Annotated in this window: 20 protein-coding genes and 1 pseudogene; 4 read left to right on the forward strand and 17 right to left on the reverse strand. The window is 39.8% G+C overall.

Annotated elements, in window-relative coordinates; genetic code table 11:
• Positions 1-45: 45 nt before the first annotated feature.
• The 7 genes and pseudogenes from ICN19_RS02985 to ICN19_RS03015 form a co-directional block, all read right to left on the reverse strand.
• Positions 46-1,140 carry an FkbM family methyltransferase gene (locus ICN19_RS02985; RefSeq protein ID WP_216245683.1) on the reverse strand — a complete coding sequence of 365 codons (1,095 nt, stop codon included), beginning with the start codon at positions 1,138-1,140 and terminating at the stop codon, positions 46-48.
• Between the two features lie 78 nt (positions 1,141-1,218).
• Complete coding sequence (locus tag ICN19_RS02990; protein WP_216245684.1) at positions 1,219-2,367, reverse strand: Gfo/Idh/MocA family protein; 1,149 nt, start codon at positions 2,365-2,367, stop codon at positions 1,219-1,221.
• The gene (locus ICN19_RS02995) at positions 2,364-3,536 is read right to left on the reverse strand and encodes an acetyl-CoA carboxylase biotin carboxylase subunit family protein (RefSeq protein ID WP_216245686.1); all 1,173 of its coding nucleotides are present in this window, start codon (positions 3,534-3,536) and stop codon (positions 2,364-2,366) included. The genes ICN19_RS02990 and ICN19_RS02995 overlap by 4 nt, the downstream gene beginning before the upstream one ends.
• A 29-nt stretch (positions 3,537-3,565) precedes the next feature.
• Complete coding sequence (locus tag ICN19_RS03000) at positions 3,566-5,290, reverse strand: ABC transporter ATP-binding protein (protein ID WP_216245688.1); 1,725 nt, start codon at positions 5,288-5,290, stop codon at positions 3,566-3,568.
• A gap of 11 nt (positions 5,291-5,301) precedes the next feature.
• Positions 5,302-6,401: pseudogene (locus ICN19_RS03005) on the reverse strand (DegT/DnrJ/EryC1/StrS family aminotransferase).
• Positions 6,398-6,811 (reverse strand): FdtA/QdtA family cupin domain-containing protein, encoded by a 414-nt coding sequence (locus ICN19_RS03010; protein ID WP_216245690.1) that lies wholly within the window; start codon positions 6,809-6,811, stop codon positions 6,398-6,400. The pseudogene ICN19_RS03005 and the gene ICN19_RS03010 overlap by 4 nt, the downstream one beginning before the upstream one ends.
• A complete protein-coding gene (locus tag ICN19_RS03015; RefSeq protein ID WP_216245692.1) occupies positions 6,808-7,959 on the reverse strand; it encodes a glycosyltransferase family 2 protein in 1,152 nt (383 codons plus the stop codon). The genes ICN19_RS03010 and ICN19_RS03015 overlap by 4 nt, the downstream gene beginning before the upstream one ends.
• 128 nt (positions 7,960-8,087) lie before the next feature.
• On the opposite strand from ICN19_RS03015, the gene ICN19_RS03020 reads away from it, so the two are divergent.
• The gene (locus ICN19_RS03020) at positions 8,088-8,960 is read left to right on the forward strand and encodes a DUF6492 family protein (protein WP_216245693.1); all 873 of its coding nucleotides are present in this window, start codon (positions 8,088-8,090) and stop codon (positions 8,958-8,960) included.
• A gap of 36 nt (positions 8,961-8,996) precedes the next feature.
• On the opposite strand, the gene galE (ICN19_RS03025) is transcribed toward ICN19_RS03020, so the two are convergent.
• Positions 8,997-10,058, reverse strand: coding sequence for a UDP-glucose 4-epimerase GalE (galE, locus tag ICN19_RS03025; protein ID WP_370625117.1), 1,062 nt, complete (start codon positions 10,056-10,058; stop codon positions 8,997-8,999).
• 434 nt (positions 10,059-10,492) lie between these two features.
• Between galE (ICN19_RS03025) and ICN19_RS03030 the strand changes: the two genes are divergently transcribed.
• Genes ICN19_RS03030 through ICN19_RS03040 form a run of 3 tightly spaced genes read left to right on the forward strand, consistent with a single transcriptional unit; the run spans position 10,493 to position 13,829 of the window.
• Entirely contained in the window at positions 10,493-11,581 is a 1,089-nt protein-coding gene (locus tag ICN19_RS03030) for an EpsG family protein (RefSeq protein WP_216245694.1), read from the forward strand.
• Positions 11,582-11,633: 52 nt separating this feature from the next.
• Complete coding sequence (locus ICN19_RS03035; protein ID WP_216245697.1) at positions 11,634-12,968, forward strand: exopolysaccharide biosynthesis polyprenyl glycosylphosphotransferase; 1,335 nt, start codon at positions 11,634-11,636, stop codon at positions 12,966-12,968.
• A 30-nt stretch (positions 12,969-12,998) separates the two neighbouring features.
• Positions 12,999-13,829 carry a glycosyltransferase family 32 protein gene (locus ICN19_RS03040; RefSeq protein WP_216245699.1) on the forward strand — a complete coding sequence of 277 codons (831 nt, stop codon included), beginning with the start codon at positions 12,999-13,001 and terminating at the stop codon, positions 13,827-13,829.
• A gap of 32 nt (positions 13,830-13,861) precedes the next feature.
• On the opposite strand, the gene ICN19_RS03045 is transcribed toward ICN19_RS03040, so the two are convergent.
• From ICN19_RS03045 to gmd, 9 genes are read right to left on the reverse strand one after another with little or no spacing between them, the layout of a single operon-like run.
• A complete protein-coding gene (locus ICN19_RS03045) occupies positions 13,862-14,974 on the reverse strand; it encodes a glycosyltransferase family 9 protein (RefSeq protein WP_216245701.1) in 1,113 nt (370 codons plus the stop codon).
• The gene (locus ICN19_RS03050) at positions 14,961-16,010 is read right to left on the reverse strand and encodes a glycosyltransferase family 9 protein (RefSeq protein ID WP_216245702.1); all 1,050 of its coding nucleotides are present in this window, start codon (positions 16,008-16,010) and stop codon (positions 14,961-14,963) included. The genes ICN19_RS03045 and ICN19_RS03050 overlap by 14 nt, the downstream gene beginning before the upstream one ends.
• 2 nt (positions 16,011-16,012) lie before the next feature.
• Positions 16,013-17,152 (reverse strand): glycosyltransferase family 9 protein, encoded by a 1,140-nt coding sequence (locus tag ICN19_RS03055; RefSeq protein ID WP_216245704.1) that lies wholly within the window; start codon positions 17,150-17,152, stop codon positions 16,013-16,015.
• Positions 17,153-17,162: 10 nt separating this feature from the next.
• Positions 17,163-18,398 carry a glycosyltransferase gene (locus ICN19_RS03060; protein ID WP_216245707.1) on the reverse strand — a complete coding sequence of 412 codons (1,236 nt, stop codon included), beginning with the start codon at positions 18,396-18,398 and terminating at the stop codon, positions 17,163-17,165.
• On the reverse strand, positions 18,395-19,687 hold the full coding sequence (locus ICN19_RS03065) for an oligosaccharide flippase family protein (RefSeq protein WP_255536914.1): 1,293 nt from the start codon (positions 19,685-19,687) through the stop codon (positions 18,395-18,397). Before ICN19_RS03065 ends, ICN19_RS03060 begins: the two co-directional genes overlap by 4 nt.
• 10 nt (positions 19,688-19,697) lie before the next feature.
• Positions 19,698-20,708 (reverse strand): UDP-glucose 4-epimerase GalE, encoded by a 1,011-nt coding sequence (gene galE, locus ICN19_RS03070; RefSeq protein WP_216245710.1) that lies wholly within the window; start codon positions 20,706-20,708, stop codon positions 19,698-19,700.
• A gap of 7 nt (positions 20,709-20,715) precedes the next feature.
• Entirely contained in the window at positions 20,716-22,119 is a 1,404-nt protein-coding gene (locus tag ICN19_RS03075; RefSeq protein ID WP_216245712.1) for a hypothetical protein, read from the reverse strand.
• Between the two features lie 11 nt (positions 22,120-22,130).
• A complete protein-coding gene (locus tag ICN19_RS03080) occupies positions 22,131-23,117 on the reverse strand; it encodes an NAD-dependent epimerase/dehydratase family protein (RefSeq protein WP_216245714.1) in 987 nt (328 codons plus the stop codon).
• A gap of 30 nt (positions 23,118-23,147) precedes the next feature.
• Entirely contained in the window at positions 23,148-24,275 is a 1,128-nt protein-coding gene (gene gmd, locus ICN19_RS03085; RefSeq protein ID WP_216245716.1) for a GDP-mannose 4,6-dehydratase, read from the reverse strand.
• Positions 24,276-24,289 lie beyond the last annotated feature (14 nt).

The following is a 24,289-nucleotide window of genomic DNA, read 5'->3' on the forward strand; positions in this document are numbered from 1 at the left end:
AAATCAAGTGATCATGGATGGTTTTAGCAGCATATTTTAACTTTACTAAGTAGAGACTTTGCGGGGTAAGAAAAACATTACTGTTTCGTAGATAGATTCTGTATAGTGCCGAATATAGACATCATAATCATCTCGAATACTCAGAATTAATTCGGGAATTCTCCAAAAGTCGCCTGGATTATGATAAATCGATATTGCCATTTTAGGGTGACCATTCAAAATAGTATTGCGTCCGCCCTCAATTGCAGCCAACTCGGCACCCTCAATATCGATCTTAATAAACGTGGGGCGAACCTTAAGGATGTCATCAAGACGATCCACATTAATGATGACCGAGCCATCCTGGCTCACGCTGGATGAAGACCCCATCATATTAAATCTTAGAGTTTGTTTTTGATTTGAAAGTCCTAATAAATGAAAATTAACATTCTTATATTGTGATAGCGCAGCTAAACAAGAATCATAATTTTTTTTATCTGGCTCAAAAATATGAATTGAGTCAAATTGAGGGCAGAGCTTTATAAACTCTTGGGTTGTATACCCATCGTATCCCCCAACATCAAGAAATAATTCATGGTCCTCATTCAAGCATAGAAAATTTTCAAAATATTGAATATCTTCACGCTGAGTAAATCCTTCTAAGTGTGAAATATCGTGGTCAAATCTAAATTTCACAAGCCTAGCGAATACATCCCGCGATTCTTCATCCTTCAATAAGTTATATATCCATTGGTATTTATTATTGTTTTCGAGAAATTCTCGCTCAAAACCTTCGTTAAATCGCAGCTCCCTCAAAGGCAATGGCGCAATTTTAGAAAATGCAAAATAATCGAGGTTTTGTAAGCCCAACGCATTTAGTCTTGTACGTGCAGATAGCGGTCGACCACCCGCCACATTAAGTACTAGTGAATTTTGTGGAACCAAGGATGATTTAACAACCGGCTTACCAAGAAACTTTAAGTTACTTGAATAATCATCAATAAATCCATCTATATCAATATGTTCTGCAACACTCTTAGCATATATGTTGCAGCCAAGAATGTACTTAGGCAAACTTGATTGCAAGAAATCATCGCAAAATTTTATTGCAGATGAAGACCAATCAAGCTTTTTTTCTACAACTGCAGCATTAAAACCCATTACTAGGCCTCACTTTAAATTTAGATAATATTTAAGAATGCGAATGAAAAAATTTAAGCACTTAACACCAGGACTCTCTCAACCAATCTCGATTACTGAAGCACTATTAGCTGATTGATGCATCGATTGAATAAACTTTAGCCCCTCGAGAGAATGCTCAGAGCCAAAAACCTCGGTTGAGCTCCATGCACCCCTTTCATCATAGTCAATTAGGGCATGATAAATATCCACATATAGATTTGCAAATGCCTCTATGTAACCAGCAGGATGTCCTGCTTTAAAACGAGCATACCTTGAAGATGAAAGCTCTGAACCTCCGACACCACGATCGCGCAACTCAATTCTTCCATCAGCATAAGAAAACTTTATACACTCTGGATCAGACTGCGTCCACTCCAGAGCTGCTTTAGTACCAAATATTCTAATTTTCAGACCATTACGATAGCCAATCATTGTCTTTCCAAACATGAAGTTACCAATAATGCCGCGCTCATACTTAACCAAAGCAGATACCGAGTCAACAACAGGATAAAAACCGCAGGATTGCTCTGTGGCAAACACGGATCTTGGACGGACGCCAAGAATATATGAAGATAGTTGATAAAGGTGTGAACCTAAATCGAGATAAATAACAGGTATCTGCTCGTCCGCTTGACGCCAATTCTGAGGTTGCAGCCGTTTTCCATCCAGATTAGTTCGTAAATATCCTTCTTGCGGCATTTCGACTGCAAAATGAAGAACCTCACCAATTTGACCAGAGTTAATAAGCTCCCGCAATTCCCTAACTGCTGGATATCCCGAATAGTTATATGTTACAGCTAAAAATCCTTTATTAGAAATTAACGTGTCACTCACCAATTGAGTATCTTTAATATTGGCAGTTAATGTCTTTTCACAAATCACGGGAATGCCTGCATTTAATGCATCTAAAACAGGTATTGTATGCAATGATGTCGGGGTAAGGACAATAATTGCATCAATCTTGCCCAACTCACTAGAGATCAATTGCTTGTGATCCGAATAAACTCTGGAGATATCGACCCCGTACTCAACGGCTGAACTCATATTAACTTCATTATTGCGGCTAAATGAACCGGCTACGATTTTAAAGAAGCCATCTATCTTCAATGCTGCAACATGCGCTCTACCTACGGCGGAATTAATGCCTCCCCCAATAATCGCAACCCTCATAATCTTCCGAGAAATTATTTTCTGCACTGAAATCATAAAAGGGAACTCCGATTAGTATAAAGACTGACTTTATTAGCCAAAATTTTTGTATTTGTATACAACTGCTCAAGAGATTGGTAGCGTGTAAGGAATATAGCAACCTTTCCATAGGGCGCTTTCTTGATCAGACTCCCAGACTCACTGAGTTGGAAAAACCTCGTTTCCTCAGCACCACCCTCAACTGAGTAGCCATAAACTACAGCATCATCTGGCATTGAAATAGTGTGACGTGCCCATGGAATCTGTTTATCATCACTCAAAAAAACATATGGTTTTCCCAGAAATGGTCTCAAATAATTTGATATGTATGCATTTTCAGTTGAAAAACTAACGAGGTGATAAAAAAGGTCACCCGGACATCTGCGCATACACTCTACCAAATAAGGCTTACCGTCTGAAACAATAAACTGGGTATGCAGAAGTCCATCAGCCAAACCTAGCAAGGTCGATAGATTCTCAATATATTGACGAATCAGAATTCGAACTTGATTATCTAGACTTGAAGGACAATTTGAAGAATTGACCTGATAGGGATAAACAGTGCAAAATTCGTCTACAAAAAATTCACGTTCAATCTTAGTTTTTTTTATAAAAGCTGAATGACTGTGTAGTGACCCATTTAAAAAACTTTCAATTACATAACTCTTGGAACGTGAGTGTAATTTAGCAATGTGAATTGCTTCGTGCAAACCGTCTTTATTCAATAATTTTGTAATCCCTTTTCCACTGAAGCTATCTACAGGCTTTACCAAAAGCGGATAGTCTGAAGCATTAGGAGTTTCACTACCTGATCCGTAATCCCAAATTTTTGGGACAGGGATGCTGTGAGAGGACGCAAAGGATCTGAACTTGAATTTATCATGCAATATTAGAGTAGTTTCTACACTGTCAAAACCAGGTAAACCCAAAATCTCAGCAACCTTAATAACTGAAAGATAGGAATCGTCATTGCATGTCGGAAGGATTGCAGAGTAATTTTCTTTTTTAACCAATTCCAATAAAAGATCTGGATTTGAGTAATCGAAACAATGATGTTCGCCAGCCCAGCTAACGCATGGATCTTGCGCTTGATTTCCGCAAGTATGTAAACTATAACCCATTTTTATTAAGCATTCAGCCAAGGGGGCTGCACTAAAACTTGTTCCAACTAATAATATTTTTTTCATATTAATTTCATAATCATTCTATTCCCTTATTATATCTTTCTAATAGATCCATCTCCCACATATATGTTTTGAGTATTGTTCAATAAATTTACATTATGTGTGATCCAAATTTTAGTCATGCCAGATGTAAATCCAAGGATATTGCGGACAATTTCTGCTTCAAGTTTTGCATCTAAAGCATTTGTTGCCTCATCCAATATTAATAAATCACCTCCTCGATATAGAGCTCTTGCAAGACCAATTCTTTGACGCTGGCCACCAGAAAGATTGCTACCGCGCTCGCCAACTCGTGTATCAATACCGCCAGGTAGGGAGTGGACTATTTCATTCACCCCGGAAATTCTGCATACCTCCCTTAAGCGATCCTCATCAATTGCCTCTTTAGAGGTGCTAAAAATTATATTTTCCTTAATTGTTCCGTCCAAAAGAAAGGTGGTTTGGTGTACGTATGCAATGTGCTTTTGCCAGCTAGCTATATCGCCCGAAATGTCTGCACCATCAACTAGAACGCGCCCACTTGTAGGTTGTTGCAATCCGCAAATAATATCTACTAAAGTTGTTTTTCCCGACCCACTTGGACCCGATAAAAATACGACATCACCTTTTTTGATAATTACGTTTGCATCATTAAATAAAATTCTTGCATTTTTATTAAAGCTAAATGATATTTTTTCTAAATTAATATTTTTTTTAAAATGGATTGGAGCACCCTTTCGAATATGTGTTTTTACATCTAAAGTTAATTCTTTTTTTAATAATTGCACTGTTGATGCTGAGTAACGCAAGGACTGAAGCGAATTAATAATTCTGTTAATGCCGGGCATAAGACGAAATGCAGACGCAGCATAAAGACCGATAATTGGTAACAACATAGCGGGATCTAAATGACTAAAAAACCATATCGAGATAGAAAGTACCACCACTGCAAATAATTCAATAAAAAGTCTTGGGGCCGACTGTATTGACTGTTGATTTATTCCGGCTAGCGAACCTGCACGCATGTGTTCAGCATACGCTGCAGTAAATTTATCCTGAAGCGCCCCTATCAGAATTTCCTTGATAGAACCAAAACCCTCTTGTAAGTTTTGCAGTCTCCTCCCCTCGTGAAACTGATGATCCCTGCCCCACAAAGAAATTCTCTGATGTGCAAATACGTAGAAAAAGTATCCAACAACTCCAAATAGAGCTAAGGAGGTAATGGTGCCCAGGGGATTAACAAGGATTAATAAAGAAACAATGCCAACGGATATGAAAAATTCTGTAACCAATGAACAAAGAGGTGAGAGTGAATTATGAGCAAATTGACTTGGTTCGCGCATTATATTTCTTAGAAGCTGAGCGGAATTATGTTGCAAAAAAAATGAATACGGCTGATAGAGATAAATTTGATATATGCGATTCGATAATGCCTCCTCAATACCAAATACATACTTTGCTTGAAATCTTGCCAAAAAAAGAAGAAAAATATTTTTAAGGGAAAAAAGGATTACTAGCAACAATAATGTATGAAATAAAGTTAGATCCCTTATAAAAGAAAGACTCATAAAAATTCCGAATAAGCCGGTATTTTGTGACTGTGCAGATGCTGAAAAAGCATATAGCAGGGGAACAACTATTCCAAGACTTAACATTTCTAAGAGAGTGGCTAAAATGCTCATCGCAATGAATATCTGGGCAAGCTTTCGCTCTCTATGATCCAACAATTCCCACACAGAAAGGACTATCTCTCTGAGGCCTATTTTTTTTGATGTCATTTAACTCAAACTTATGCAATTACTTGCAAAACAGATTCAGCAACTCTTTTTGCATCTTCACTGGAAAGATGTGGTCCTATAGGTAGACTGAATAACTCACTTGCAAGGGTTTCTGCAATTGGAAACTTACCGCGCACATGCTCTGCTGATGCATAAGCGCGTTGAAGGTGAGGTGGAATTGGATAGTGAATTAAAACATTAATCCCCAACTCATTCATATCCTTGACAATCTTATCTCTATTTTTTTGTCGCATTACATATAAATGCCAAGATGATACAGAACCTACAGCCTGCTTTGGAATACTTAGTCCTGCTGCAGAAAAAGTGTCATTGTAAAAATTAGCAATATTAGTACGACGCTGATTCCATTCATCTAGTTTAGAGAGCTTTACGCTCAAAATCGCGGCTTGGATTGGGTCTAACCTACTATTTAAGCCTATGACGTCGTTAACATATTTGCGTTCGGAACCATAATTTCTAATAATTGAAGCCTTTTTAGCAAGCTGCTCATCATTTGTTGTAATGGCTCCACCATCACCAAACGCCCCAAGGTTTTTCCCTGGATAAAAGCTCCAAGTAACCATATCGGAATGTGCACCTATTTTTTTCCTTTATAACTAGCACCATGAGCTTGTGCAGCATCTTCAATAACTTTAAGATTGAATTCTTTTGCAAATTTTATTATTTGATCCAATGAGGCTGGTTGACCATACAAATGGACAGCGATAATTGCTTTGGTATTTTTTGTAATTACCTTTGAAAATAAAGAAGGATCTATATTGTAAGTATCCATATCTGGCTCCACTGGAACCGGAATTGCGCCACACTGACTTACCGCTAACCACGTTGCAATATAAGTATTGGATGGGACCAGCACCTCATCCCCAACGCCGACGCCAAGAGCCTTTAACGCAATATAGATAGCATCTAAACCATTTCCAACCCCTATGCAAAATTTAGCATTACAGTAGGAGGAAAAATCGGATTCAAATGACTCTAACTCTGGTCCAAGAATGTAATACCCTGAATCTAAAACTCGCTTTACAGCAACATCTATCTCAGACTTGAGCTCAGTATATGCAGCACGTAAATCTAAAAATGGAATATTCATTTAGAGAACCTTAGTGATAAATAATCTTCATACTCCCGGAGGTAATCTTTTTCATCATAGAACCTCGAGGCTAATACAGTACATACGGAGTCCGATGAAAAATTATCCAATTCTCTCCAAATATACGGGCAGATATAGAGTCCGAAAGATGGTCTGTTTAAATGAATTCGCTTTTGCCTCTCACCATCACCAATGACTACATCAAAGCTACCTGAAGAAGCAATTATTAACTGCTCTAGCTCAAGATGAGCGTGGCCACCCCGTTCCGCACCATTCGGTACATCATATAAATAGTAAACACGCTGAATCTGAAACGGAACCTGCTTATTGGCCTCTATAAATGTCAAATTACCTCTTGCATCAGAAATTTTTGGCAGCTCTATAATTCTGCATTTTTCAATATTAGTCATCCCATATACCTACTAATCTTTAGTCTATTTATAAATTTTTGCCTCAAGAAATTAAACCGCCAAGAGCGACTCTTTTCTTTACTGAAGAAATATGACAGATCTTCAATATCACACAAAGAAAAATTATTTCCAAATATCTTTGCAAGCATGGGATACATCAATCTAATTCGATGCGAGCAATACTCATCCTGCTTCAGCCGATCAAATGCAGCCTCATAATGTCCATTTTTTATTTCATAAGAAGCACACCAGGCATTCATAGTGCAATCACCTGTATTAGCGTATTTGATATATGCTTCATCCTCGTCCAAGCCCATAGAGTCCTTGCAATAAAAGCCTATGTCACTCGCCTGGTCCGCCAATACATTAAAAAGATTGTGTCCTTTTGCTAATAAAAGAGGATCTGAATAAGGAAATTCAAGAATTAAATTCCTTACTTTTGGCGAAAATTTGTAGAGGCATTCATTAAAAATATAAAACCAATTCCTATTCACATTTCCAGCTCTTGCTTCTCTGGCGTAATATGAGGGTTTAAATGGTAATCTTTGATAATAAATGAATGTTCTACCAACATATATTTTCTTATTGTTTTGAAGAAGTCTAAAACCGAAACCTTGGGTATCAAAACTATGATGACTAGGATATCCACCAACATCAAGAAAAGCCTGCTTGGTAAAAAGTAAATTGCCTATTACAGGGTTTGGGGTATGTGATACTAAATTCTCAAAAGTAGAATACCCACTCTTATATTTAATAATATTGATTGGCTTAGCTACAGCATCCGAAAAAAATACTGATTGCGAAGTCGCGACCCCATCAGCCTGAGTAAGCTTAAGATCCTCTACCGCCTCACCCAAAGCACCTGGCAGAAGAATATCATCGCTATCTAAAATAAAGATAAAGGGATTTTTCGCCTGCTCCACCCCTTTATTACGAGTCGCACCGCCACCAAGATTTAAAGGGTTCTTTAGAAAAATAACATTGGAATTTGTCGACTTAATGCGAGAAATTATTTGATGAGTTTCATCTGTTGAGCCATCATCCACAAAAATAATCTCTTGATCCTTTACGCCACTTTTTAAAACGGATTTGTATGACTCCAAAAGGGTCTCAGCACTGTTATAAGTCGGGATAATAACCGAAAGCATTTGGAATCATTCTATCTCATGGATTAAAGACATTTTAACCGGATAATTGAGTCAAAATCTCAATTTTAAGAATTATAATTAACACATCTAGTGTTAATTATTTGTCAAACCCCAATGTCTTTAAAACCATGATTAAAAAACTGAACTCCCAGGTCAAAATGTTACAGCAGCGCGGGCCTTGGAAATATACTCACTTTTTAATGCTTAAACTCGCAAAATCCTTAAAAATAGGGCTAAACTTTCCGTATATAACTCCTAAAAATATCGATATTGTTTACGTGGTTCATCAAAAGGATTCTGGCGCACTTAATAGATCAATCAATAGTCTCAATCTAATCAAAAATATTAAGATAAACAATATTTTCATCATTTCAAACAATGTCGCCCATATACGAACCCTTATTAAAGATCATAGAGTCATTTTTATTGACGAGATTGATGTAGTCGATTTTAGTATCGATCACTATCCTTACCCCCTTGAGAGCGCCTTACCCAATCGATCAGGATGGCTTTTTCAACAATTTCTTAAATTAGGATGGTCTATTCAATCCGAATCTGAGAACTATATTGTGATTGATGCTGATACATACTTCATAAAACCTATATCATTTTTTGATCACAGGGATAGATTTATTTTTTTTGGAGTCGAAGAATGGTGGCCCCCATATTTTGCAGCTTTTAATCTTTTATTTAATGAAAGACCCCCCGCACTTTGGTCCAGAGTGGCACACATGATGATATTTAATAAGAAGAATGTTTTAAGGATGTTTGCAGAGTTGGAGTCTATCCATCAGGTTCCATGGCATGAGGCTATTGCTAAAACTCGCTCTCTGAGTTCGCACGCTTGTTTCTCAGAATATGAAACCTATGCAAATTGGATGCTTCTGAGAAATCCGAAACAATGCAGTGTCAGGCCTTCCTACAACACAAATGCCAATAATCCAAAATTAAATAATAATTGCAAAAATTTTAACAGCATATCAAGCCACTCATATCTCTAGAGCAATCAAGAGTCTCAGCAATAAATCCTTTAAGTATCATTTTTTCAGAGCTTGTGACATTTGCCATTTCCAAGAATCTTCGCACATATTTTTTAGGGAGCGCTTGCTCTTCCAGCCCATCCTTTTAAAAGCCTTATCAGCATTTGCGTAACAGGAAGCAATATCGCCAGGTCTCCTTTCAGTTACCTCAAAAGGAATGCGTCTCGATGAGGCTATCTCATATAACTTAAGCAGATCTAAGACGCTGCAACCATATCCTGTGCCTAAATTAATAATTGATAGCGGCTCCGACGGCTCCGACAGGTACTCCAATGCCGCTTGATGACCCTCCGCTAAATCCATTACGTGAATATAATCACGAATACCAGTTCCATCAAGTGTTTCGTAGTCGCTCCCAAATATTTTAAGTCTTTTCAAGGCTCCTATTGCTACCTGGGAGATATACGGCATTAAGTTATTGGGAGTGCCGTTGGGCTCCTCACCAATTAATCCAGAATCATGCGCGCCAACGGGATTGAAGTATCGCAAAGCAACTACTTTCCAGCCAGAATCAGATGCCACTAGATCCCTCAGGATTAACTCAATCTGTAATTTAGTTTTCCCATAAGGACTTTCAGGGTTTAGTGGATGCATTTCGTCGATCGGCAAATATTGTGGAGACCCATAAACTGTTGCGCTCGAACTAAAAACAAATTTTTTGACTCTGCATAGCTGCATTGCCTTGAGAACAGAGATTGCCCCAATTAAATTGTTATTGTAATAAAGCATTGGATCTAAAACTGATTCCCCAACAGACTTTAGACCAGCGAAATGAACTACAGAATCTATTGAGTGGGTTTTTAAAATTGATTCAACCAGGGAAGTCTCACGAACATCGCCCTTGATAAATGTAGGCTCCTTACCCAAAATTTTAGTTAGACGATCCAAAACAGCATGCTTGCAATTGGATAAATTATCTAAAATAGTGACTTGATGACCCGCCTCTGTCAAGACAACCGCAACATGGCTTCCTACATAACCTAAACCGCCCGTTAGAAGTATATTCAAACGAAATGTCTCCAAAATTACTAAACCAACCCATCTTAAAAAACTTTGCAAAATATTACTAAATATTCATTTAACAGTCTTGGTCTTGATTGTTTTTTATTGTGATGTAAGAGTACATCACTTAATATTTAGACCAGAATCTTCATCATGCGATGATAAAAGATAACCCAATGAGAGACCATTGCCTTGTAAGGCGCCAAATACTATCTTACAAGTAGTCAGAGCTTACAAATAAAATACTGTTATAAAAAAATAGTGCACACTTTAATTCCGACTCAACATAAACGGTAAATATAGATGATTTACTTTTTATGGCAATTAATCGTTAAGATGGATACTAAATCGAATCAAAAAAATAATTTATATTTTATCATTTTTAAATTAATCTAAAAGTGATTAGAAATACTAACGGGAAATTGTCTTACCCCATAAAAAATTACGCTTTAACCTTTAAAATAGATATTTAACCTTTATTGTTCAAATATATGTTTTTTACTACCCTAATTGATGCATTAACAGATTTTAATGAATTTTATTCTTGGGTCTTTTTTAGCTTTTTTATCACGCTGACATGTTTGACGGCTTACTTAAGCCTATACCCTAATTCTACTCTCGAAAAACGTATTTACTGGGCCATGGGTATAGCCCTTATAGGATTTACCGCATTACGCCCACTTGGGCTTGGGCGGGATGATTTAGCATATATTGATATATCGAAAAGTATCTGCCCGATATCGGAATGCTTAAAGCTACAGCATTTTTCTAGAGATTGGGGTTGGTATCTCTTGGCTGGGATTTTAAAGTCACTCATACCAAACCCAACTGCATTACTGGTAATTAGCGCATTTGGTACATTCATGCAACTTTACATAATAGACAAATTATGTACCAGAAAATTACTTGCATTTACTCTTTTTATACCGCTAACCTATATTTATTTTGATTTCACATTGCTTCGCGCTGGTTCTGCCATTACTCTTTTTTTTATAGCCTTTTATTTTCTAGTCCTAGGTCAAAAAATTTTAGGGTCTGGGATATTTCTTTCGAATTATTTTTTTCATTCACAGGGCATTTTTTCTATCGGCATCATTCCATTTTCTTTCGCTTCAAAATTCAAAAACCTCTTAACAGCATTAATCATCCTTGCGCTGGCTTGCATCTACTTGGGCTGGACACCATCGGCAAATCAACTTAGCTTCCTTGCTAAAACTGAATCTCAGCTTTACTTGGACCAGTATCACAGTGGAATATTTTCCCAGGAAAAAAAATTTCCCGATGCATATCTTTTGATAATTGCATACCTGATCTTTATCTTGTATGCAGATAAGATGTCGCCGATGATTAATTTTCTACAGCGATTTTCATTGGCAAGTATTCTTTTAGCAGTATTTCTTGCTTGGATTTTTGCTCCTATTCATATAGCTCAAACTAGACTTTTTGATTTTTATGTTTCCCCCTTAATTTTTCTAGCCGGAAATTTAAAACCGAATAAATACACTCTAGTTGCCACTCTAAGTCTTGCCATTCTTCTCTATATTCGTATGGAATTGATACATAATTGGATATTGGGATGAGTTATCTGCTACCCATTATTATCCTTGTAAGCTTTTTATCCTGAAAGGAGCTATGCGAATAACAAATTCTCTAACCCCCTATATCAATCGATTAATTGATGCGGGGATTATTTTTTTCTCTGGTTTTGCTGCCTTACACCTGCGCTTTTGGAATCTGGTAATACCCAATGATTCATATAATATTTTTATTTTTGGCGCCTGCTTAGTTTATTTACTCATTTCTTCGAAGCCAGCCATTCAGGGGGACTCATTTTCACCCACACAAGCCATCACTAGAGTAGGCAAGTTTTGGGTCATCACCTTCATGACAATTTCACTATTAATTATTTTTACACAAAGCGGCAATCTTCTCTCCAGGATTTGGCTGGCACTTTGGGTAGGGCTTGCATTATTCTTCCTAATAATCTGTAACATCGCTCTTCAACTGGTGTTAGAGCAGCTACAAAGACATTCTCACACCAAAAAGAAAGTGGCAATTATCGGGGCTGGTGTAGTTGCTGAGCAATTAATTGAAAAGGTCCGCCAAACTCCTTATATAGAGTTTGAGTTGGCTTGTTTGATCCCTCATATTGACGCAAAATCTACATTAGAGGGCATATCTAGTCAGCTACTGGACGAAATCTGGATTGCCCTACCCATCAGTGAAGCAAGTAAGCTTCCTGAACTTATTCATCAATTGCGCTTTAGCTCAGCTAGCATTAAATATGCGCCAGACCTATTTACTTTGCGCCTAATCAATCATGGCTCCACAGAAGTGCTTGGTGTGAATATGCTCAATCTCAATGCTTCTCCGTTTTCTGGTGAAGCATTACTGGTTAAAAATATTGAAGACTTTGTAATTTCACTCCTTATCCTCATTTTATTAAGCCCTTTACTGCTGGTCTTAGCCATTAGCGTAAAGATGACATCACGAGGACCCGTCTTTTACAAGCAGGAGCGAGTAGGTCTTAATGGCCGTCCATTCAAGATGCTGAAATTTCGATCCATGCCTGCAGATGTAGAAAAAAATGGTGTGCGCTGGGGTAATTCAGAAGCAAAGACAGCACATCCTTTTTCTAGATGGATGCGTCGCATGAACTTAGACGAACTCCCTCAGTTTATTAATGTGTTGCGAGGCGAAATGTCTATAGTGGGCCCTCGCCCTGAGCGCGTAGAATTCATTGAACAGTTTTCTCGGGAGATCCCCAACTATGCCAAGAAGCATTTAGTTAAAGCAGGCATTACCGGCTGGGCGCAAATTCATGGATTGCGAGGAGATACAGATCTCAATAAGCGAATTGAGTATGATCTTTACTATATTGAGAATTGGTCATTATCGCTTGATCTCAAAATCATTCTAATGACCGCAATAGAACCGCTCCTACCTAAAAATAATTCTACTCGGTAATTTAACTAAACTATTCACGAAATCACTGGCATGCCCAATCTACTTATTAATCAGCTTAAAAAATCCATTAGAAGAGCCCAGTTGGTTTTAGAAAAACCTTATCAATGGTTAGATGACCAGGTTGCCACACAACCCTTTAATCATGCCCACATACCACCTAATGTTTATCAAACTTGGGTTAATCGTCAGTTTGGAAAAACACTTTACAAAAATATTATTAACTTTAGAAAACTAAATCCTGATCTGAATTTTCACCTTTTTGATAATCAAAAAATTCAAGCTTATATGGAAGAGTTTTGGGGCGATCACCCCATCTTTCATATTTATCAAAATTCTCAGTTTGGCCCATCCAAGGCAGATATTTTTAGAGTTTGCATATTGAATGAGCGAGGCGGATTTTATTTTGATATCAACAAAGGTTGTGCAGTTCCTTTAAGGAGTTTATTAAAACCTGAGTCTGATTGCCTGATCTCGTACGAGCAAAATAACTGCATCATATTGCCCGAACAAGCCACTATGGATAGAGTCCAGCACCCTACCAAACTAGCCATGCAATGGTCTTTTGGTTTTGCAAAAAACCATCCTGTCACCAATATGATGATTGAAGAAATCTGCAACTTCTATCCCTACTTTAAAGATAAGATTTTTGAGAATCCTAAGGATGCAATTTTAAGCTTTACCGCAACCGGAATGCTTACAAGAGTGATTCGTAAGGCACTTTTGCAAAATCCTGATCTACAGTTAAACCAAGCAGGCATTGATTACAACGGGCATGCGATCCCTGAGATGCCGGGATCATGGTCTCGCTACTTCACCTCCCCAGCCTATAGCAAATCCCAAAATAAACCAATTGTTTTATAGCTCTAAGTAAGTCCAAATCTATTCACAGTAGATTATTTTGTAGTGAGTTGTTTGAGTGCTGCTTGAACTGCTTGTACAGTAATTTGATTCATGCTGTACTGAGGATTGCTGGGATATTCAAATCCGAGATTCAAAAAGCCGCCTCCATGCTCTTTTGGAACATCAATATTTTTCGAGACTGAATTCGTAACACCCCATCTGGCTGAATTTGTTGGCCCGTTAAGAGCAATAGTTGGAACCTTCAAGTGATCAGCTAAATGCGCTATTCCCGTATTTACGGAAATTACAGCGCTAGCACCTAGAAGAGCTTTAGCTACCTCAGGTAAAGTTAGCTTCCCAGCTAGCACATCAACCTTATTCTCGGCCCCAATGGCATTTGCAAGTTCAACTGCATCAGCATGGTTCTGAGGAGATCCGGAAATTAAGATACTCCAGCCATCTTCCACCAAGCTTATAGCTAACTTAACCCACAAATCGATAGGCCACTGACGCAAATCCGACCTGGTACCGCTAGCCCAGGGATGAAAAACTATATAGGGCTGGTGCTGCTCTAGATCAATAGAACCCAAGTTTTGGCTAGCAATCTTTTCTAGATTAAATGATGGATTTCCTTGGCAAGGGATTTGCAATGGCTTTAATAAGCAACGAAAGTTCTCTAACTCATGAATAGCATTTGAATGCTCTACTACCTCGTCATATCCGAAATGACGAAATTGGCCCCGTGTCTTAAAGCCAATCTTAAATCTGGCTTTAATAAATAGACTGTAAAGAGCGCTTAACTTTGGCCATTGGGAAGTATCAATCAATACATCTAATGAGTATTTCCTTAGCAGACTGAATGCATTGAGCGGCTTAGTGACAGGCAAGACCACTAACTCATCGTATTCAGACAAAATAGGATAAATGGCAGCATTAGCTGATGAGGCAAAAACGATCATTTTCGCTTGGGGGTATTGAGTCCTCAAGGACGGCAATAAACAGGAAGACAAGATTGAATCGCCAATGGCGGCAAAAGCAAAAATGCCAATACATTTAATCTCTTGTGGCTTATTAACTGTCTTTCTCTTTAATAGAGATAGACAATACAGCAGCGGAATACCTATCCAAAAGTCCAAACTCTTTAGCAGTTGATTATTGCGCTCCAAGAGTATCCTCGCTCAAAGCTATCATTGCTTTTTTAAACACCGCATCTACAGTAGTTGAACGCATACAAATTGGATCTTGACATGGGGCATAGCTAACACCGTCATAACAGGGCGAACAAACCACATCAGCAGCAGCTTTGAATACCGCCAAAGATTGTCTTTCAGCAGAAACTACGGCAGAAGCTGGGGTTGGGCCAAATATGGCAATTAAAGGGGTTGGGGTCATGGTGGCTAAATGTAGGGGGCCTGTATCGTGACTAATAACCAAATTCACTTTAGAAAAAATCTCAATGACGTCATTAATGCTAGTCTCGCCAATCAAATCCCTGACTCGAATCTCTGAGAAATAAGACTTAACCCAAACATCGCCCTTACCACCCACCAATACCACTTCATACCCGTTGGCAATGAATTTGCCTGCCAACTCAACATAGCTTTCAGTTGGCCAGCGACGTAAAAAATCATCGCGCATCATATTTCTACTGCCCCCCGGCACAAGTGCCACATACTTTCTTGAGGGTTCAGAAATAAACTTATGACGTTCTTTGGAGCTAAGTGCATTTATGCCCAGATTTTGCAGTGCCGCATTACCTTGTCGGCCCGTCATTGAACTTTGCGATATAAAGTGGAAATATTCACTAACGCGAAATTTTGTTAATTCTGGGAAAAAACGTTTTATGCCACCAAATAAAAGTATTGGATTTTTTAAGAGCAATGGAATTGCAAAAACACAATATTGCCAATTACTATGAGCTATATAGAGTTGATTGGAATGCGAAATCTGCCTAAATATTTGAATAAAAGCCTTTAGTAAAGACTGTAGCCTTGCTACCGGCTTGCCGTGCAATATGGATTGATCCTCAATGGCAATGACACGGTCAGCCACATTCATACTGATCAGCAGTGGCTCTAACTGCTTACCAACTACCCAATCAATGGCTACTCTTGGATTTAACTTTCTATATTGATCCACGGCAGCGGCAGCCTGAATCACATCGCCAATAGCGCCCAATTTAATGATGGTGATACTTTTCATGATTAGCTAAATATCTCAGGAAGCTGATCAGCTAGCATTTTTGGGGTAATACTTGTAATACAAGTTCTTTGCGCACAAGGATGGCTGTGACATGGAGAACAAGCCATCTTTTTTACAAGTAAATGACTCCTTTTACTCAAGGGATGCCAACGCTCAATATTACTTAAGCCGTTACCAATAATGACCGTATTCTTATCGTAAGCACCCGCTATATGACCTGCCACTGAATCAACGCACAAAACAGTATTCGCACCTGCTATCACAGCGGTAAATTGCTCAAAATTTAGTAAGCCCACTAAATTAATGCAACGATTTCCTTTTAACAAATCTGCCTGTTTTTTCTCACGCTCGCCATGACCGGTAATTACAATTCCTAGATCTGATTGAGCCAGAGCATGAATGACTTCAATCCAGCTCTCCAAGGGCCATTCTTTGGCGGGATTACCAGAGCCCGGATGAATGACGATGTAGGGTTTGGCGATCCCAATCTGTTCTGTCAATTTATCCAAAGCCATAGGGGGTTTGAGCCAAGCTTGATATTGACTTAAATTTTTCACCTCACCCAGCCATGGCTTAAACAAGCTCGCTTGAATTTGCACCTCATGGATCGCAGAACTATCAACAATAAAACTCAGTAAGGGGCCGCCCCCTGCACTAACAACGCCAACTAAAGGGCATGAGAACCTCTTAAATAGATTAATTAATGAAGGCTCATAGGAATTCAAAAAGAAAATAGCATCGTATTCGTGATCACTCAATTCACTCATTACCCGAGTTACCTGAAGTTGATATAGATTCTTTTGCTCAGACAGTGTTTGATTGCTTCGATTAGCATGCCAATGGCTAATAAAAAATGATTTGTCGATACCTGGATGATCCTTAACTAACGGAGCAGCCCAATCACCCACCAAGAAATCAATAGTGCAATTTGGAAATTGCTCTTTTAATTCCCTCAAGATTGCAGTGCTGATAACCACATCGCCTAAATGCGCGGGATTAACCAACAAAATGCGACTCAGAGTCTGAGGCAAAACAAAGTTGCGCCTAAATAGACTTGCATAAAACCAATAGTACAAATCGCACAGAAGTAATGCAGCAATAGCCAATGGATTGCGACGGTGGTAAGGAAAGAGCGATTTCATTTAAAGCTTCTTACCTGTCTAAATATTGATGAGCACTAAAATCATGATGCAGTCCAAGGAAAGCATTCACAAACTGATCAATTCCACCTAACTTTGCTCGCTCAATCAGTGCAATACGTTTATCTGTGGCATCGTCAGACTGAAAGGCAGTAATCGTTGACTGGATTACTTCAGCCATCTGTACGGCACTCCCTTCGGCAAAGCAACGCGATGGATCGCCAATCACTACTGGAATCGCTCCGGACTGACTGCCGACTACCGGAACACCACAAGCCATTGACTCAACTAGCACTCTACCGTACTGCTCCTTCCAAAAATAGCCTGTTCTGGAAGGTAAAACGAGCACATCAAAACTTGCGTAGAGCTTGGCTAACTCATCACGCGCTTTTGGGGGGATGATGTCCACTCTATTTTGCAGCGATAGCCCCTGAATATGCTCTTTTAACTGAGGCTCTAAAGGCCCTCCGCCAACAAGAACCAGGCGATATTTTTCACCCAACAAGGCAAGTGCGTCCACCAGATCTAAAACACCCTTTTCCTCAATAAAGCGGCCTACATATCCAATCGTCTTTTGGGCATCATCAGTTTTGTCACTAAAATTTTCTAAGGCAGAAAGGTCTAGCCTACTTAGCTTTAAAAAGGGTTTGAGATCTATGCCCCACCAAGCAATATTGACTTTAGGTACCCAGCCAAACTGCCGCACTACATCCACACCCTCCTGGTAGCAGACTAGTCCACCCGCCACCAATCTAGAGCGCACCGGCTGCAACAAAGCATCTGCAAGAAAATAGCGTATGGTTTTTCGCAAAAACACCCATAGGTTCTTTAGAGAAAAATTGCTTACAAGAAACTGCAATGGTGGTGTTTGTTTGATATTTTCAAAACCATAAAACAGCACAGTTGCTTTGTTTTTAGCCAAATAATTAGCAATGGCAGCGTTCAAGACATTCACTGAAAAGGCTTCGTCCAGGACAATGATGCAATCAGGCTTAAATTCTTGGATGCATTTATTAAATTCTGAGATTGGGCCCCACTTTTTTCTAAAGGAGTATGTTTTGATCTTTTTAAAAATGACTTTTTCTGGATAAGATTGATCACATTCGGATCCAGAGTAGATTGCATCAGCCTCATACTCATCAGGCCCAACAATACAAAGTTGACTAATCGCTGAATTAGCAGCGAATCCTCGGATTAAATAATCCGAATACGGCAAATAAATGTCGTGCCAATAAAGGAGCACTTTCATAGCGAGCCTCGGCGACCTTGCATAATGAGCCTCTTAAAATAGAAAAACTCATAAAAACAAGTGAATACTGCAAATGAGTTCTTTCTATAAAACGCCAGATCTGTCAGTACGGTTAAAGTAAACAAGCCCAGCATACTGGAAGCAATAGCACCATATAAGCCATATTCCGGAATTAAGCTGTAGCCAGTAATCACGCTAACAATAAGACTGCACAATGCTGATAAGGCTGGATACCAATAATTACCTTCTAGCACAATAAACATATTACGAACAGAGCCTAGCATTCCAAAAAGCGGCCTTAAAAATAGCCAAGGCAACACTGCTGCTGCTTCAGCATACTGTGTACCATATAAATATGGAAAAATAATTGTCAAAACAATCATGACTGGTATCAATAGGCAATAGATAGAAAAGCCAATCAAATAGGTGCGCCTTCTATAAACCATATCATTCTCAGAATTAATCATTGCAGCCAATTTCGGCATCAATACCGTAACAAGAATGACACAGACCACATCAATAATTTCGAAAATCTTGAGTGCCGCCGAATACTGGCCTACCTCTTGCCACCCGAGAAATTGCTCTATTAAGAAATACTCCACCCGAGCTTGAAACGTAATGAGAAGACCCGCAAAGATAATTTTCCACGATCGAAGCAATAAGCTTTTGGCATATTCCGAGCGAAAGGAGCCTGGTAAGAACCCTTTTTTCTTTAGGCACAACTTGAAGAAAGTGGTGGTCAGCAAAAATTCACTGGTCATGGCCATTGCAATATAGCTAATAGGCAATGCCACTATTAAGACAAGCGCCTTGAGGACATTGGCCAAAAAAGCTGCCAGACTCCTACTTAAGGCAATCTTAGAAAACTCATCTTCTACCCGCAACCGATACTCGTAGACATCACCCGCCTGTATAGGGAGATATAGGGCCAATAAAGAGGCGATTACGAATAAGCGTGAAGCGCCCGACTCATAAAACGTGAGGCCAAGCACCAAGATATAGGCAGCCACACCGCCAAATAACCTGAGAATGAAGGCCGTTTTTTCAATATCGTCACGAGAAAGGCCTTCCTGATTTAACGCCGCCATATCCCGCGGCACAATATCATCAAGCCCTAAAGAAGATAGGCTACCAAAAACACTTGCGGTAGCTAAGACATAATTTAACTGACCAAACTCTTCTGGCCCATAAAAGCGGGCAATCAATACTCCTAATACAAAGCTAATGACTAACCGAAAGCCGCGGTCTGCCAATAAGAAAAACGAGCTTTGAATAATGCGCTTATGCATGCTGGTAAAGTTATTTTGCTAACTTTAAGAGTTGCTCTTGATACTTCCAAGAACTATCACACATTGATTGCAAATCACGCTTAGCCTTCCAACCCAACATAACCAATGCTTTATCTGCCTTAGCGTAGTAGATAGGTAGATCGCCAATTCTGCGTTCTTTCACTACCTTAGGAATAGTTTGATTTGAAGATTTCTCAAAAGCACTAACCAAGTCATACACACTATACGCAATACCGGTACCTAGATTAACAGCTTCCCAACCCTTATGTTTATCAACAAACTCCAAGGCGGCAGCATGTCCATCTGCTAAATCCATCACATGGATGTAGTCACGCTCTCCAGTGCCATCTTTTGTATCGTAATCGTCGCCAAAGACATTCAGATGCGGCAGCTTACCGGAGACTACTTGGCAGATATAAGGCATGAGGTTATTAGGAATGCCTTGAGGCAATTCACCAATCAAACCTGATTCATGGGCACCAATAGGATTGAAGTAGCGCAAGCAAACAATCGACCAATCAAGATCTGACTTCGATAAGTCTTGCAGAATCTCTTCCACTTGCAGCTTGGTTCTACCATAGACATTCATAGGAGCCAAAGGATGATCTTCATCGTAAGGCAGGTATTGGGGCTCACCATAAACAGTAGCGCTTGAGCTAAAGATGAGCTTCTTGACATTGGTGGCCTGCATAGCCTCAATGAGCACAATCGATCCACCAACATTATTGTCAAAGTATTTCAGTGGATCGGTACCGGATTCAGCAACAGATTTCAATCCCGCAAAATGAATCACACACTCAATATGATGCTTTTGCAAAATCTCTTTGAGTAGAGGTGCATCACGAACATCACCTTCATAAAAAGGCAATTCTTTACCGGTAATGCTCTCTAGGCTATCTAAGGTCTGCCGTTGACTATTACATAAGTTATCAATAATCACTACCTCATGTCCTTCAGCAGCCAATACCGTTGCGGTATGACTGCCAATAAAACCCAAACCACCCGTTAAGAGAATATTCATAATGATGCTATACCGTGTGATGAATGCTTGAGTGATTTGTCTTCGATATTTGAGGCAATTGCAGTGCAGTTAGGATCGCAAACCAATAAAATAGGATTTCTACCGCGTGCTTACCATTGAGCTCGCCAACGAGATAAAGTAAAAAAATCATTCCGGCCATGATGGGCACAGTAATAGCAAATGAACCGTCAGATTTAGCGCCCAAGTAGAAGACACTTGCCAAGATTCCCCACATGAGTAATAAGGCAGGAATACCAAGCGATAAGGTCAAATCAATCCAGCCACTGTGTGTCGCATAGGGGGTGGCACCCGGATAATCTATTTGCAGTAGTTTATTAAATGGGGTGTATAGAACACCTGTACCCAGAGGGTGCTGACCAATCAACCTTACTCCTACAACTGCCCAAGCCACACGCTCATAAGTATTGCCCACTACAACTCTGCCAGACTCTGTTTGCGGCACTTCACCACCAATATTAGAGCGTTGCCACTGTGGATACTTATCTACCTGAACCGCAATCTTGGCATCCTCAACCAGTGTGAGCCAACCAGTGTTACGTTGAATCTGGTGATAAGTAAATATCGAAGCTAGGATTGCTAGCCCCACAATAAACATGATCATGAATGCCAATTCTTTGGTGGCACCTTTAGTGATGATGCGTTTGATAACCCACAACATCCCACTCAAAATAATGGCGGCAAACAAAATGGCCGCTAAACCAAAACCATTACGAGTATCATATATGAAGACGTAAGAGTACATGACTACAACAACACCTAAAAGCCAAAATGCCATTACCCATTTATGGGTACTTAGTTGATGTTGTCTATACAGATCTAGTGCCGTACCTGTTAAACCCGCAATCAGTAAGGTGCCAACTAAGACACCATTAATCTTGCCCTCAAATAAATAGCCATGGTAGTCAGGAACAAATAACGCATTTTTTGCCAACGCCTTTGGAATGTATTGCGTATAGACAGCCAGGATTCCAAGCAGGATTCCAAGCCATAAATAATTAATGCACATGCGCTTGCGCAAAATGACTAAGCCCGTGCCCCAAGCCAGAATTGAACCCAAAAGTACTCGCAACCACGTACTCTTGAGCTCCTGAAGCTGACTTATGGGATCTTGCGAAAAGCAAAAGAAATGAATAAATACCCAAGCGAAAAGCAATCCAGCAAGGATTAATGGCAAAGTGTGAACTGACCGCAGTTGCTTCTTTAGGTTACCGAAGCGCCAATCATTGGCAATATAAATGATGGAGGCAATAGCACCCAGGACTAAGACGATATTACGCAGAGCAATTGTGTCTTTAATGGCCCAAATAGACAGCAATATAACGTTGAGAAAAATTAACCCACTACCAAGATAGTCTTGCTTTACTGAAGCACTGTTAAAGGCCAGTCTCATCTATATCTAAGTTAGCTTGCTGAAAACTCGGGTTGCTCCAACATTTGCGCATACGCATTCTTAAGGCCTTGTTCTAGCTGCACTTGCGGCTTCCAGCCTAATTTGTTCAGCAACTCTGAACTCATCCACTTGCGAGGCGCACCATCAGGCTTTGAAGTATCAAAAGCAATTTTTCCCTGGTAGCCAGTCGCCGTTGCAACCGCATTGGCCAAATCCGCAATCGTGACGTCCGATCCAAAGCCTACATTAATGTGACTTTGCATAGGCTCAACTTGCGCATCATAAGCAGTCTTATCTAACTCCATGACAAAGACTGAGGCAGCGGCCATATCATCGACATAGAGAAATTCTCTTCTTGGCGTGCCTGTACCCCAAATCACTACTTCTGGTGCATTAGCAAGCTTAGCCTCATGAAAACGCCTAATGAGAGCGGGAATAACGTGGCTATTCTCTGGATGATAGTTATCACCCGGACCATATAAATTGGTAGGCATGACCGAGCGGTAGTCAACACCATGTGATTTGCCATACTGACGGTTATAGCTCTCACACATTTTGATGCCAGCAATCTTGGCAATGGCATAGGGCTCGTTTGTTGGCTCTAGCTTGCCAGTAAGAAGTGCATCTTCGCCCATAGGCTGTGGTGCTAAGCGTGGGTAGATACAGCTTGAACCCAAGAACAGAAGCTTTTTTACGCCATTGACGAAAGCTTGATGGATCACATTGTTCTGCACCATCAAGTTGTCATAAATGAACTCTGCCGGAAAAGTATTGTTCGCATGAATACCGCCAACCTTAGCTGCAGCTAAATAGACCTGATCTGGCTTTTCTGTTTCAAAAAACGTTTTTACTGCCTGCTGATTAGTAAGGTCTAATTCAGCATGAGTGCGAGTAATAATATTTTTATAACCCTTGGCTTGCAGGTTGCGCACAATGGCAGAACCCACCATACCGCGATGGCCAGCTACGTATATTTTTTGATTTAAATCTGTTGGCACGTATTGATCTTCTTTTGTTGAGTCTTCTTTTTAGTTTTCTTTACCAACCGATACTGAGTAACCATGCTTTTGTAATAGAGCATGCTGTTTTGCTTGGTCTAGATCATTGGCTACCATCTCCACAATCATTTGATCAAGAGTGATTTCTGGAACCCAGCCTAACTTTTCTTTGGCTTTAGTTGGATCGCCCAACAGCGTTTCAACTTCGGTAGGACGGTAGTAACGTGGATCAATCTGCACGATGACATCACCCACTTTGAGCGCAGGGGCCTTATCGCCTTCAATTGAGGCCACAATGGCTTTCTCATTTTCAGCAGAGCCTTCAAATTTCAAGGTAATGCCTAGTTGCTTAGCACTGCGGATGATGAATTCACGGACAGTGAACTGCACGCCGGTCGCAATCACAAAATCTTCTGGTTTATCTTGTTGCAACATCAACCACTGCATACGAACATAGTCTTTTGCATGACCCCAGTCACGTAGGGCATCGATATTACCCATGTACAGACATTTCTCAAGGCCTTGAGCGATATTAGCTAAGCCACGAGTCACCTTACGTGTTACGAATGTCTCACCACGGCGCTTTGATTCGTGGTTAAACAAAATACCATTACAGGCATAGATACCATACGCTTCACGATAGTTCACAGTGATCCAGTAGGCATACATTTTTGCTACTGCGTATGGGCTGCGCGGATAGAAAGGTGTCGTTTCTTTTTGTGGAATCTCTTGCACTAGGCCATACAGCTCAGAGGTAGAGGCTTGATAAAAACGAGTCTTCTTTTCCAAGCCTAAAATGCGGATTGCCTCGAGCATACGTAAAGGACCCATCGCATCGACATCAGCCGTGTACTCTGGAGACTCAAAAGAAACCGCCACATGGGATTGCGCACCCAAGTTATAAATCTCATCAGGCTGACACTCTTTAATGATGCGCACCAGGTTACTAGTGTCAGTCAAATCACCGTAATGGAGAATCAAGTCTGGGTGATTAATATGTGGATCTTGGTAAATATGATCAATACGCTCAGTATTGAAAGAAGAGGCACGGCGTTTGATACCGTGAACGATATAGCCTTTTTCTAATAAAAACTCGGCTAGATAAGAACCATCTTGACCTGTGATTCCAGTGATTAGGGCTACTTTTTGCTTACTCATAATTGACTCTTCTA

Origin of the sequence: Polynucleobacter sp. AP-Capit-er-40B-B4 (assembly GCF_018882245.1) — a bacterium.
In the GTDB taxonomy this organism is placed as follows: Bacteria; Pseudomonadota; Gammaproteobacteria; order Burkholderiales; family Burkholderiaceae; genus Polynucleobacter.

What these genes read in the sequence shown, in the direction of transcription:
- ICN19_RS03055 (WP_216245704.1), bottom strand. Translation starts at nt 17,152, where the DNA reads ATGAAATCGCTCTTTCCTTACCACCGTCGCAATCCATTGGCTATTGCT.
- ICN19_RS02985 (WP_216245683.1), bottom strand. Translation starts at nt 1,140, where the DNA reads ATGGGTTTTAATGCTGCAGTTGTAGAAAAAAAGCTTGATTGGTCTTCA.
- ICN19_RS03030 (WP_216245694.1), top strand. Translation starts at nt 10,493, where the DNA reads ATGTTTTTTACTACCCTAATTGATGCATTAACAGATTTTAATGAATTT.
- ICN19_RS02995 (WP_216245686.1), bottom strand. Translation starts at nt 3,536, where the DNA reads ATGAAAAAAATATTATTAGTTGGAACAAGTTTTAGTGCAGCCCCCTTG.
- ICN19_RS03075 (WP_216245712.1), bottom strand. Translation starts at nt 22,119, where the DNA reads ATGAGACTGGCCTTTAACAGTGCTTCAGTAAAGCAAGACTATCTTGGT.
- ICN19_RS03040 (WP_216245699.1), top strand. Translation starts at nt 12,999, where the DNA reads ATGCCCAATCTACTTATTAATCAGCTTAAAAAATCCATTAGAAGAGCC.
- ICN19_RS03000 (WP_216245688.1), bottom strand. Translation starts at nt 5,290, where the DNA reads ATGACATCAAAAAAAATAGGCCTCAGAGAGATAGTCCTTTCTGTGTGG.
- ICN19_RS03065 (WP_255536914.1), bottom strand. Translation starts at nt 19,687, where the DNA reads ATGCATAAGCGCATTATTCAAAGCTCGTTTTTCTTATTGGCAGACCGC.
- ICN19_RS03035 (WP_216245697.1), top strand. Translation starts at nt 11,634, where the DNA reads ATGCGAATAACAAATTCTCTAACCCCCTATATCAATCGATTAATTGAT.
- ICN19_RS03015 (WP_216245692.1), bottom strand. Translation starts at nt 7,959, where the DNA reads ATGCTTTCGGTTATTATCCCGACTTATAACAGTGCTGAGACCCTTTTG.
- ICN19_RS02990 (WP_216245684.1), bottom strand. Translation starts at nt 2,367, where the DNA reads ATGATTTCAGTGCAGAAAATAATTTCTCGGAAGATTATGAGGGTTGCG.
- galE (WP_216245710.1), bottom strand. Translation starts at nt 20,708, where the DNA reads ATGAATATTCTCTTAACGGGTGGTTTGGGTTTTATTGGCAGTCATACC.
- gmd (WP_216245716.1), bottom strand. Translation starts at nt 24,275, where the DNA reads ATGAGTAAGCAAAAAGTAGCCCTAATCACTGGAATCACAGGTCAAGAT.
- ICN19_RS03020 (WP_216245693.1), top strand. Translation starts at nt 8,088, where the DNA reads ATGATTAAAAAACTGAACTCCCAGGTCAAAATGTTACAGCAGCGCGGG.
- ICN19_RS03060 (WP_216245707.1), bottom strand. Translation starts at nt 18,398, where the DNA reads ATGAAAGTGCTCCTTTATTGGCACGACATTTATTTGCCGTATTCGGAT.
- ICN19_RS03010 (WP_216245690.1), bottom strand. Translation starts at nt 6,811, where the DNA reads ATGACTAATATTGAAAAATGCAGAATTATAGAGCTGCCAAAAATTTCT.
- ICN19_RS03050 (WP_216245702.1), bottom strand. Translation starts at nt 16,010, where the DNA reads ATGAAAAGTATCACCATCATTAAATTGGGCGCTATTGGCGATGTGATT.